Below are 12494 nucleotides of genomic sequence, written 5' to 3'. Positions count from 1 at the left end.
AATATTTTTTTAGACAATGGATACACAGCAACTAATACAGACTGCCTGGAACGATCGTGGCCTGTTACAAGAAAGACAATATTCCGATGCCGTGAAAGCAGTGATTGAAGCAGTAGATAAAGGAAAGTTACGCGTAGCAGAACCCGTAGAAAATGGCTGGAAAGTAAACGAATGGGTGAAACAGGCTATCCTGATGTATTTCTCCATTCAGCCCATGGAAACCATGAGCTTACCTCCTTTTGAGTTCCATGATAAAATGAAGCTCAAAACCAATTATAAAGAGCTGGGTGTTCGCGTAGTACCGCATGCAGTGGCCCGTTATGGTGCATTCATTGCCAAAGGCGCTATCCTGATGCCTTCATATGTAAACATCGGCGCATACGTTGACGAAGGTACCATGGTGGATACCTGGGCTACAGTAGGCTCCTGCGCACAGATCGGCAAACACGTTCACCTGAGTGGTGGTGTGGGTATCGGTGGTGTACTGGAACCATTACAGGCTTCTCCGGTAATTATCGAAGATGGTGCTTTCATAGGTTCCCGTTGTATTGTTGTGGAAGGTGTACATGTAGAAAAAGAAGCGGTACTGGGAGCTAACGTTGTTTTAACGCAATCCACCAAGATCATTGATGTAAGCGGCCCCGAGCCGATCGAATACAAAGGCCGTGTACCTGCCAGAAGCGTAGTGATCCCCGGTACTTACACCAAGAAATTCCCTGCGGGAGAATACCAGGTGTCCTGCGCGTTGATCATTGGTCAGCGGAAAGCCAGTACAGACCTGAAGACCAGCCTGAACGACACGCTGCGTGAATTCAATATTGCTGTATAGAATTTAATTTTATTTGTAAGGAGTTTTGGAAATATGCTGAAACTCCTTACTTTTGCACTCCCTGAAGATGCCCAGATGGCGAAATTGGTAGACGCACTGTGTTCAGGTCGCAGCGTCCGCAAGGATGTGCTGGTTCGAATCCAGTTCTGGGCACACTAGCGAAAAGGTCGGAGAAATCTCCGGCCTTTTCTTTTTTTGGTCCTCCCCACCCTTACCAGTCCTGGTTATTAGTTCTATTAGTCAATTGTTTTCGTCCTTTAAGGAAATATTATAACGTTTGAAAAAGAATTTTTCAAACGCGGAACAAAAAATCAATCCTATCGACAAATCACTGTGAACGGAATGGAGAGACATCAGGTAAAAATTAAGATCTTATCATACAATTCCACAGATTAGTGCAACCTTTCATCCAACACGGCGTCTTTATTTCACAGGTAAGACCGTTTTTTTAATTAACCGGTAAAATTATGTTTCGAAACTATTTTAAAGCAGCTGTTCGAAATTTAAGACGCACGCCTCTTTTTTCTATAATCAATATTGTGGGCCTAAGCATTGGGCTTGCTTGCTGCATGTTAATCATTTTATATACGAAAGATGAACTTAGCTATGACCGGGTTCATAAAAATAATATTTATCGTATTACGGCCACTATTACCAATTCAGGAGGCAATGTTAACAAAACCGGTAGTACATCAATGATGCCCGGCCCCGTTTTTAAACAAGCCATCCCGGAGATTGAAGCGTTTGTACGGGTGAAAAACACTTCTTTTACCATAAAACATCAAAATGATGTTTTTGATCAGGATGCTTTGTATGTGGATGATAACTTTTTCTCTGTTTTTTCATTTCCGCTTATAGCTGGTAATCCACAAACAGCGCTTGCCGGTACGCGTACTGTTGTGCTGTCCGAAGAAATTGCCGAAAAGTTTTTTCACAAAAAAGAAGTGGTTGGCGAAACGATTGAACTGAATACCGGGAAAAAATTCGAACCTTTTGTAGTTTCGGCTATAGCAAAAAGATCGCCTCAAAATTCTTCTCTTAAGATCAAAATGCTGGTACCCATAAAATCAGACTCGTCAATATGGAATAATAATCAATGGGCTAATTTCTTCCTTAAAACTTTTGTTGTCTTAAAACCGTCTGCAAATATAGAAGCGGTAGAGGCCAAATTTGCAAGTGTATTTAATGCTGAGGCGAGTGACCAGCTAAAAGAAACGGCCCAAAAGTATGATGCTGAAAGGACTATAAATTTTGGCCTGCAACCATTGGCCGAAATGCATTTGAGCACTGAATATCCGCCAGGCAGGGGACTCGAAGATGCAAGCGATCCCCTGTATTCTTATATTCTCACAGGTATTGCATTGTTTATACTGCTTATTGCTTGCGTTAATTTTATTAACCTCACAATTGGGCACTCTTTAAGGAGGGCAAAAGAAATAGGTGTTCGTAAAGTACTGGGCGGACAAAGAAAACAATTAATCATTCAATTTTTAGGAGAGTCGTTTATTTTAAGCACTATAGCTTTTGTGGTTGCGGTCGTTTTAGTATTGTTTACCCTTCCATTTTTTAATACATTAGCTAATAAGGCGTTGTCCTTTTCGCATTTATTCGATATAAAGCTGGTTGCAGGATATATTACATTGCTGCTGTTAACGGGCTTGCTGGCTGGCTTTTACCCTGCCCTGGTTTTATCCGGCTTTAATCCTGTACAAACGTTGTATGGAAAGCTCAGGCCGGGAAGGAAAAATTACTTATCAAAGGGCCTGGTAGTATTCCAATTTACGCTCGCCACTTTTCTCATTGTTGCCACAACAATTATTTATACCCAGGTTAATCATCTTATGCATTTTGATCTTGGTTATAATGATAAAAATCTGGTAACGGTGAGTGTTAGCAATGGCGATATCTTAAAACCTGGCGGAGAAATCAGCAAGCAACAATTAGATGCTTTCACCAATGAACTGCTTAAGAACAGCTCCATAGAGAGCGTTACTGCTAACCAGGGCGGGAGCCGGGAAGCAACCGCACATATCAATGGCGGTAATAAAATAACGTTTGATTTCAACTATATCGATGAAAATTATTTCCCACTTTTCCAAATACCTATTATAAAAGGCAGGAATTTTTCAAAAAATCTTGCTACAGATAAGACTGCATCGGTGATTGTTAATCAATCGTTTACCAGGGCAGCAGGCTGGGATGATGTTGTAGGTAAGCAGATTGACTTTTTTTACATGGGCAGGAAATATACAGTTATTGGCATGATAAAAGATTATCATTACACCTCTCTTGCCGAAAAAATAGGCCCCCAGCTCTTTACCACGGATACTTTATATTCATTCGGCACTATGTTCATAAAAATAAAGCAAGGGAATATATCGCAAACACTGCATTATATTGAAAGCGCCTTTAAGGTCTTTTTCCCATACCAGCCTTACGAATACAGTTTTAAGGATGCACAAAATGCTGTACAATATGAAAAAGAAGCCCGGTGGAAACGCATCGTCACTTTTAGCGCTATCCTCACCATTATTATTTCTTGTATTGGACTGTTCGGGCTGGCAACGCTTTCTATTCATAATCACACCAAAGACATTGCCATAAAAAAGGTATTGGGAGCTTCTGTTGCTGCTATCGCAGAAAATTTTTGTGGTGATTTTCTAAAGCTTATAGCCGTAGCCGTTGTTATTGCATCACCGTTTGGGTGGTGGATGATGTCCGGATGGTTGCAAAATTATCCTTACCGTGTTAGCTTAAGCTGGTGGATGTTTGCCCTGGCGGCAACAATTGTTTTACTGGTTGCGATGCTTACTATATCTTACCAGGCGATTAAAGCAGCAAAGGCCAATCCGATGAAGGGCTTGCGAACAGAATGAAACGACTTAAATCCTTAAAAAAATATCCCAGGCTTTTTATTTACCGAACTGCTGCCGAAAGGCTTGCGGGTTCGATCCCCGTCCCGGGCACAAAATACGAGCACTAAAATTAAAAGACTGCACTTAGTGCGGGCTTTTTCATTTCCCCCTACCCCTCCCTGAACTGCGTTGGCGTAATACCCGCCTGAGCTTTAAAAAAATTCGAAAAATACGCATGATCAACAAAGCCCAGCTCAAATGCAATTTCCTTGACAGAGAGCTCCGTTGTCTGAAGCAACCGTTTTGCCTCTAACAGCACACGTTGCTGGATCAATTTCGTGGCCGGTACATAGAGGTGTTTCTTACAAAGGATATTCAGATAGTTGGCAGTGATGTGCAGCTTTGAAGCATAGAAACTAACCAGTTTCTCCTGCTTGTAAAATTTATCAATCAACAAACTGAACTCCGCCAGCCGGGGATGCGACTGGAATACTTTCAGGTCTGTAAAGATCTTCTCTGCTTCCTTACTCACGATCGCAGCAATTACAGCAGCCCTTGCGCTGATCACTTCCTGCACGGAGTCCGGCGAATTCAGCTCATCCCTGATAGCATCAAATTCATACTTCAGCAATTTGAAATTATCGCTGGTCAGCGGAATCACCGGATGATTGATATAATTCGAAAACGAGAAACGGAAAAATGATGCAAAGCGTTCGAAAAAATGCTGCTGTATCATCAGCTGGTAACCCGTTGTACCAGGTCGGATGCTCCAGGTATGCACCTGCCCGGGAAACAGCACATGAATTTGTTTATTCCCGATCGGGTAATTGTGAAAGTCGATATTATGAACCCCTTTTGCTGATTCAAACAGGTTAATGATAAAAAAATCATGCTTATGCGGCTTGTCGATATGCCGTTCACCATGCAGCTCGTTGAAGAGGAATTCCTCCCTCCCTGCCAGCTGGCCTTTCCGGAATTCATGGATCCCTAAGACGGGGATATAGCCTGTTTCGTCAAAAAGCTTCATACCGGCAAATTAATAAATCTTTCAAGGCATAGCATAAATCCTTCACGGGATAACCAGCCATGAAAGTTATTTTTGTAAAAAATGATGGGAGTATGAAGAAAACCGAATTATCCCGCAAAGAATTTATAAGAATGTCCGGATTGGGGCTGGCAGGAGTAACGCTTGCTTCAGGCTTAATGGCCGCTGCCGAAACAGAAACCAACGACGGAAAAAGCTACCTGTTAAAGAACGTACGGCTTGAAACAGGGTTTGAATATGAAGAAGGAGAAGTATCCCGTACAAAAACCGGGTTATTCTGCGTAGCAATAAAAGACGGAAAGATTAAAAGTATTTCCGCTAATAAACCCAATGCCCCGGGAGCTATTGATGCGAAAGGCTGGCTAATGCTTCCTGCATTTAAGGACATGCATATTCACCTCGATAAAACATTCTATGGCGGGCCCTGGCAGGCTACCAGAAGAGGTCCGGGAGGTGTTAAGGGTATGATTGCCCTGGAACAGAAGATCCTTCCGGAGATGCTGAAAACCTCCACAGACCGCGCAGAAAAGCTGATTGAGCTACTGCAGTCCAAAGGTACCAACTTTGCCAGAAGCCATGTTAATATTGAACCTACTTCAAAACTGCAATCGCTCAGCAACCTTCTCAAAGCACTGGAAAACAGGAAGAACTCCTTTGGTGCGGAACTGGTAGCTTTCCCACAGCATGGCGTATTCTATACCGATTCCGTTCCCTATTTAAAGGAAGCAGCAAAGATGAACATCGATTTCATCGGAGGCCTTGATCCCTACACTATCGACGGTGCCATAGAAAAAACAATAGATTTCACTGTACAACTGGCACTGGACAACAATAAAGGGATCGATATCCACCTGCATGAATCCGGAGAGTCCGGATTAAAAACAGTAGAATACCTGATTAAAAAAGTAAATGAAAACCCCGCGCTTCAGCACAAAACATTCTTAAGCCATTGTTTTGTATTGGGAAAGATCGATAAAATAAAACAGGAAGAGATAGCGGAACAATTGGGTGCCGCAGGTATAGGTATTGTTTCTACCATTCCATTCGGGGGGCTTATTATGCCTATCCCCACACTCTATAAGCACAATGTAAATGTGATGACCGGAAACGACAGTATTATCGATCACTGGAGCACATTCGGATCAGGAAGCGTATTGGAAAAAGCCCATACAATGGCACAGTTATATGGCTACTCCACCGAGTTCCTGCTATCCAGAAGCCTGAAGCTGGCTACCGGAAATGTACTCCCGCTTGATGATAAAGGCCTGCAGTTATGGCCTAAAGCAGGCGATGCTGCAGACCTGGTGCTGATAGAGGCCAGCTGTTCTGCAGAAGCAGTTGCAAGGATTTCACCTGTAAGGTCCCTGATCAATAAAGGACAAATCGTATATTAAAAATACCCGCAGCTCAATTGAGCTGCGGGGTGCTACTCTTTATTACGTTATCACGGCGCCTCAAATTTCCACAGCTGCGCATCCGAACCATTCCAGTTCCAGGACCGGATATCCGCACCCGGCGTTACACTTCCGTCCGCAATATCCAGCACATTATTACTTGATTTGGACATAATGCGGTACCAGCCACCTCCCGCAGGTTCAATACGCCATTGCTGACAATCGTTCGCGAAAACATCCCATACCTGGATATTGGCGCCACGGTCTATCCCGCAGGCATCAAGATCTAATGCCTTATGAGTAGGCAGTTCTGATATGATCTTATAAAAACCATTCCCCTGGTACGTAAGGTTCCACTTCTGCCCGTTGCAGGTAGTACGCGTCCAGGTCCTTACATCAGCATTCCCGGTAGCACATCCTGCAATATCAACGTACAGGCCGGCCCCCGAAGTGGTATTCAACTTCGACCTGATCGCATACTGACCGTTTGCGATGGGATTAGGCGAATAACAAGGCGTTCCGCCTGCCGATTGTACCACACCAGAGTTAGTGATACTCACCGGCACAATATTGCCCGCCGCATCAAAGAACATCCTGTCGATCGCTACCTGGCGTTCATGTATGTTGGTGCTCGTACGCCGGTGATACACAAAAAAATACTCATCACTGCAACCAGGTTTCCGGATCACCGCATTATGCCCCGGCCCTTTTATAGCGCCCCGCGGAGAAGTGATCCGTCCTTTGTAAGTCCAGGGCCCCATTGGATTCGATGAAGTGGCATATTCCACATGGTAATCATCATTGCCGAAATGATTGATAGAGTACATCAGGTAATAGATACTGTTCCGTTTGATCACGTAGGGCGCTTCAAAATAGTTAGATGGCTTATTATGCCCCCGCGTACCTGTCAGCGAGATCATATCGTTATTCAGCCGCTGGATGTTCATGGTAGTATTGCCCCAATACATGTAAGCCTGCCCATCGTCATCTATGAATACCATCGGGTCTATGGGATCCGTACCATCACCCGTTGCCAATGCACTGCCTTTGTCCACAAAAGGGCCGGTAGGGCTGGTACTCACAGCCACACCTACTTTCTTGGCGGCAGTAAAATAAAAGTAATAATTTCCGTTACGTGCTACTATGGCAGGCGCCCATCCATCCGTATGTGCCCAGCTTACATTTGCGAGGTCCAGCACAATACCTTCATCCGTCCAGTTCAGCAGATCTGTGGAGGAATAGGCATGGAACTGGCTGGCGTTCGGCCCGCTGGCAGTGGGGTAAATGTAATACCTGCCATTAGCGTAAATAATATCAGGATCGGCCGTTGCAACCGGCAGGACCGGGTTCCCGCTCATCAGGCCGATGGCGCTTAGCAGGCTGACATTACCTCTTAAAGTACCAGGAGGTAAAACTGCTGCCGGTGTGGTTTCTTTCTCTGCGCATCCTGCAAAAACTAATGCGATGATCAGTGTGGATAGTTGTTTTTTCATTGGGTTTACTTTTGGGTTTATGATCGTGGAATCAGAAGTGCCAGGGTTGTAACTAAATATAAAATAGTTTCCCGGCCCCACGGAGACAGAACCCCAAAATGAATCACCTCGACAAAATATTGAGACGTTTTAACCACCTTTACCAGGGTAAAAAGGGCTAACTATTGTTTCAAACCACAATGATACGATCACACTTAAAAAAACCTGCGCCACCAGGGAGGTGACGCAGGCTGTTTCAAATCATTCAAAGTTACACCAGGTATCCATCATGCAACTGCAAACAGGCCCTGACAATGCGCATTCAACAAAGTCAATGTCGGCGATGCAACGGAAGTCGCCACATGAAGCACTAAGTTGGGTCCTGCCACCATTTACAGCGCGAAGGCTGTTTCTGCTGAGTGTTCTGAAAAGATGCGTTTTCATACGTGTAAATTGGCTTGTTTAATAACCAATATCATGAGCGCATACAGCGCAGGGTCTGCATGCGCGAATAAATGCGGAGTTACAGGTTACAAATTGTCCTGCGGCTGCAGGGCTATCTCTGAAGCCGCAAGAATGGGCACCAGGTGCATGAGGTCTTTCAGTACATAACGCTTCGGCATTCTGCGGCCGTTGATATAGAAAGTAGGCGTACCCTTGAGGCCGACCTCGTTCATCCACCTGCGATGTGCCACCAGCTGGTCTTTTACATCCAGCGAAGTATTGTATTGCCAGCGCTTCCGCCATTTGTCCAGGTTCATATATCTGAACCAATCGGATAGCATATGCGCCACCTCTTCCTGCGACTGCAAACCACGCGCACACTGAAAAATGGCCGTAACGGCTTCGGTAATGTTCTCTGCGCGGTCTTCCATGCTCAGGAAGCGCACTTTCACAGATAGCTGATCTTTGTAGGTTTCACAGATCTCATCAAGCACCGCATGTGCATACTGGCAGGGCCCGCAGAAAGGGTTGCAGGCTACCACTAATTCCAGTGCCGCATCAGGATTACCGAAGTGCAGCTCATGTGGCATTGTGGCAGTATTTACCTGTTGCATACGTTCCCACTGGGCAATGAAAAGCAAGGGATCGCGTTTCCATTGGAGCAGGTCCTGCGCATGATTATCTTTCTCCGTACTGTCTTTCAGGTATGCTTTGACCGGCTGAAGGGCAAGGCAAAACAGGCCTTGCACCATGAAGAAATATCCGATGGTAAGGGGTTGAAGCAGGGAAAAAGCATCGCTGAAAAAAGCAAAGGCCAGAACGCTTTGCAGGCAGAGTACTCCTACGATAACCAGGCAGAGGGCACACCATCTCTTCAATCTGAATTTCTGTATGATCAGGCTCGCACCCGCTACCAGTATGAGCGGCATTGCTATCACCATTAGCATGGCCATGAGAGCAGGATACCAGGCGGCAGCCACAAAAAACACAAACTGCGCCAGGAAATAGGAAAGTGCGAGATCGGCTACCGTAATGCTACCATACACTTTGGCGAGCTTACTTCTGAGTACCGCTTTACACCCCGCCCGCCCACCGATGGAGTTGCACACTTCGTTCACAATACCTATCTGCATGCCCAGCTCTGTTGTAATGGTAAATATGCCGAAGGTAAGGCCGGCCAATGCCAGGATGCCCCATGTTAATGATGCCAACCCCAGGCTGAAGTTAAAAGCTGAACCCACAGCCGCCAGTACCAGCAAGCCGGCGATGATGCCCATAGCGGTAAAAGCATGTTGCCGCTGCAGCAGTTTCGTATTTTCCGGTACTTCCCACTGCGCCTTTTCTTCTGCAAATACCACGATGCCACTCCAGTTATTGCGGAGCTTTTCATCGGATTCGAATGCCGCGGGCTTATCTACCTGCACCAGGTAATCGTTGCCTCCCTGGTTCACATGCGCCAGCAGCGGATAGTTGAAATCCATGATACTGGCTCTTTCGCTTTCCGTAGCGCAGTATCGCATGCCGCCCCTGTCTAAAAGGTCCGTGAGTGAGGCCAGTGTAGGATAATCAGGATGGGTTTGCAACTCTCTGGCAATGAACTGCCTGTGCGTTTTAATGCCAAGGCTTCGCAGCCAGCGTCGCACAATGTCTTCAAAGACAAGTTGATGCTGTTTATTCATAAAGTGGAATTTGCAATAAGACCGCGCTCATCTGCGGCAACAATTAATATTCGTACATCCTCCGGGTTCCCTATATGTGTATCTTTTACGTTTGTTCAAATTAAGAAACGCCACTGCAGTAATATTGCAGTGAAAAAAGCCATTTTTTTCTTAACACCTCTGCCCTTCCATGCCAAATACATTACGAAAAAAGCTCAAAATGACGCAATTTGACCAGATATTGAAACGTTTTGACTACCTCTCTACGCCCTTTTTTTTAGAAATTCGCCCTTCGTCTTGTAATCATTAAAAACTGAACAAAAATGTTGGCTCGTCGATTCAGAATGGCTATTATTCTCGTGTGTGGTTTCCTTTCATCTGTGCTTTCTTTTGCACAGGAACAAAAAGCACCCAGCTATCCGCTTATAACACATACTCCTTACTTCAGCATCTGGAGCAATACAGATCAGCTGAATGCATCTGTTACCAAACACTGGACCGGAGCAGACCACTCCCTGCTCGGCATTATTAAAGTAGATGATACCTGGTACCGCTTCCTCGGAAAAGAAACCGATGAATTTGCAACGGTACTGCCCACAGCAGATGAAACACCTTACGAGGTAGCCTATACAATCAGCAAACCGGAACAAGGCTGGCAGGAACCCGGATTCAATGATGCAGCATGGAAAACAGGCGGCGCACCATTTTCAGATGACAGAAGAACGGCAAAGACCTACTGGAATACAAATGATCTCTGGGTAAGAAGGACCTTTGTCCTGAACGATAACAACTTCAACAACCTCTTCCTCCGGATCAATCACGACGATAATATCGATATCTACCTAAACGGTAAAGCGATCTATCATAAAGAAGGCTGGGTAAATAACTATACCCACCTTGACCTGCAGGAACAACTGAAAGCTAACCTGAAAACAGGCAAAAACGTACTCGCATTCCACGTACGCAATACTGCCGGTGGCCGTTTCCTGGACGCAGGCATTGTAAGGAAGATAGAAAGTGCAGAGAGCAAAATGATCAAAGCAGCAGATCAAAAGGATGTTGATATAAAAGCCATGGCAACAAAGTATCTTTTCAGCTGCGGAAAGGTAGATCTGGAGTTGACCTTCACCTCTCCCCTGCTGATAAAAGACCTCACTTTGTTAGCCACTCCCATATCTTATATCACCTACCAGGTAAAATCCAACGATGGCAATAAACACCAGGTGTCCGTTCTCTTAACAGCCAGCACTGACATCGCAGTAGATCAGCCTACGCAGCAGGTAACTGCAAGATCAAGTGCCACAGGTAATGTAAAACTGCTGCAAACAGGAACAGTTGAGCAACCCATATTAATGAAAAAGGGAGACGACAGGCGCATAGACTGGGGATACTTTTATGTGGGTGCATCAAAAGATTATTCCCGGCAATACATCTCAGCTGATGAGAAAACCGGTATCAGCCAGTTCTTACATAACAAATACCAGGGTCCAACCGAAAAAGCCGGAAAACGTTTAAGCCTCAACACTGTTGTTTCCTTTGGAGAGGTGGGCAGTCAACCAGTAGAGAAATTTATGCTGCTGGGTTATGACGAAGTATATGCTATCCAATACTTCGGTACAAACCTGCGCCCCTGGTGGAATAAGAACGGCAAGGGAAATTTCAGCGCTTTAATGAATACAGCCGCAACCAACTACAACACCGTCATCAAAAAAACAAAATCATTCCAGGATACGATCTATACAGATGCCAGAAAAGCCGGAGGAGAAGCTTATGCTAAACTCTGCGAACTGGTTTACCGTCAAAGTATCGCCGCGCATGGATTGGTAGAAAGTCCTCAGAAAGAGCTGCTATTCTTATCCAAAGAGAATTTCAGTAACGGATGCATCGGTACCGTTGACCTCACCTATCCTTCTGCGCCTTTATACCTCGCATACAATCCGGAACTGGAAAAGGGCATGATGAACGGCATCTTCTATTACAGCGAAAGTGGTAAATGGACCAAACCTTTTGCCGCGCATGATATTGGAACATACCCACAGGCAAACGGACAGGTATACGGCGAAGATATGCCGGTGGAAGAAGCAGGTAATATGGTGATCCTCACAGCAGCTATCGCAAAAGCAGAAGGTAATGCTGATTATGCAAAGCAACACTGGCCTGTACTTACAACCTGGGCCAAATACCTGGATAAGGAAGGTTTTGACCCCGCCAACCAGCTTTGCACCGATGATTTTGCAGGTCACCTTGCAAGGAACGTAAACCTTTCCGCCAAAGCCATCATGGCATTACGCAGCTATGCCTTCCTCGCTGATAAACTGGGACATAAAGCAGCGGCAGAATATTATCTTGGCCGCAGCATAGAAATGATGCAGAACTGGATAAAGATGTCCGGCAACGGAGATCATTTCAGCTTAACTTTTGACAAAAAAGATACCTGGAGCCAGAAATACAACCTGGTATGGGATAAAGTACTGGACTTCCGTCTCTTCCCGGAAAGTGTATTTGAAAAAGAGATCAGCTATTACCTCACAAAACAACAAACCTACGGTCTCCCGCTGGATTCCCGTAAAACATATACCAAAAGTGACTGGATCATATGGACGGCTGTGATGGCTAAAGAAAACGAATTTGAAAAATTCATCCTCCCCCTGCAGAAATATGCTGAAGAAACATCAAGCAGGGTACCTATCAGCGACTGGCATGAAACAACCAATGGAAAACAAGTGGGCTTTCAGGCAAGAAGTGTGGTGGGAGGTTATTTCATGAAAGTATTTAATGATAAACTAAATAAATAATG

8 protein-coding genes and 1 tRNA gene are annotated in these 12494 nt (G+C 45.0%); 5 read left to right on the top strand and 4 right to left on the bottom strand.

Going from position 1 to position 12494, the window contains the following annotated elements; translation table 11 throughout:
* The first annotated feature begins 16 nt into the window (after window positions 1-16).
* The 3 genes from BUR42_RS02045 (at window position 17) to BUR42_RS02035 (ending at window position 3705) form a co-directional block, all read left to right on the top strand.
* Complete coding sequence (locus BUR42_RS02045) at window positions 17-829, top strand: 2,3,4,5-tetrahydropyridine-2,6-dicarboxylate N-succinyltransferase (RefSeq protein WP_074237500.1); 813 nt, start codon at window positions 17-19, stop codon at window positions 827-829.
* Between the two features lie 69 nt (window positions 830-898).
* Window positions 899-982, top strand: a tRNA-Leu gene (locus tag BUR42_RS02040).
* A gap of 314 nt (window positions 983-1296) precedes the next feature.
* Window positions 1297-3705, top strand: coding sequence for an ABC transporter permease (locus BUR42_RS02035; protein WP_074237499.1), 2409 nt, complete (start codon window positions 1297-1299; stop codon window positions 3703-3705).
* Window positions 3706-3853: 148 nt separating this feature from the next.
* Here BUR42_RS02035 and BUR42_RS02030 read toward each other — a convergent pair whose 3' ends face one another.
* Window positions 3854-4711, bottom strand: coding sequence for an AraC family transcriptional regulator (locus BUR42_RS02030; RefSeq protein WP_084185293.1), 858 nt, complete (start codon window positions 4709-4711; stop codon window positions 3854-3856).
* A gap of 92 nt (window positions 4712-4803) precedes the next feature.
* Here BUR42_RS02030 and BUR42_RS02025 point away from each other — a divergent pair, with 92 nt between their 5' ends.
* On the top strand, window positions 4804-6123 hold the full coding sequence (locus tag BUR42_RS02025) for an amidohydrolase (protein ID WP_074237498.1): 1320 nt from the start codon (window positions 4804-4806) through the stop codon (window positions 6121-6123).
* Between the two features lie 50 nt (window positions 6124-6173).
* On the opposite strand, the gene BUR42_RS02020 is transcribed toward BUR42_RS02025, so the two are convergent.
* From BUR42_RS02020 to BUR42_RS02015, 3 genes are all read right to left on the bottom strand, one after another.
* Complete coding sequence (locus BUR42_RS02020; RefSeq protein ID WP_074240387.1) at window positions 6174-7616, bottom strand: family 43 glycosylhydrolase; 1443 nt, start codon at window positions 7614-7616, stop codon at window positions 6174-6176.
* A 240-nt stretch (window positions 7617-7856) separates the two neighbouring features.
* Window positions 7857-8039 (bottom strand): hypothetical protein, encoded by a 183-nt coding sequence (locus tag BUR42_RS29490; RefSeq protein ID WP_143197305.1) that lies wholly within the window; start codon window positions 8037-8039, stop codon window positions 7857-7859.
* Between the two features lie 86 nt (window positions 8040-8125).
* Window positions 8126-9718 carry a vitamin K epoxide reductase family protein gene (locus BUR42_RS02015; RefSeq protein ID WP_074237497.1) on the bottom strand — a complete coding sequence of 531 codons (1593 nt, stop codon included), beginning with the start codon at window positions 9716-9718 and terminating at the stop codon, window positions 8126-8128.
* A 302-nt stretch (window positions 9719-10020) separates the two neighbouring features.
* Between BUR42_RS02015 and BUR42_RS02010 the strand changes: the two genes are divergently transcribed.
* Window positions 10021-12492 (top strand): glutaminase family protein, encoded by a 2472-nt coding sequence (locus tag BUR42_RS02010; RefSeq protein WP_234979590.1) that lies wholly within the window; start codon window positions 10021-10023, stop codon window positions 12490-12492.
* The last annotated feature ends 2 nt before the right edge of the window (window positions 12493-12494 follow it).

Origin of the sequence: Chitinophaga niabensis (assembly GCF_900129465.1) — a bacterium.
In the GTDB taxonomy this organism is placed as follows: Bacteria; Bacteroidota; Bacteroidia; order Chitinophagales; family Chitinophagaceae; genus Chitinophaga; species Chitinophaga niabensis.
This window is presented reverse-complemented; position numbering and strand designations above follow the sequence as displayed.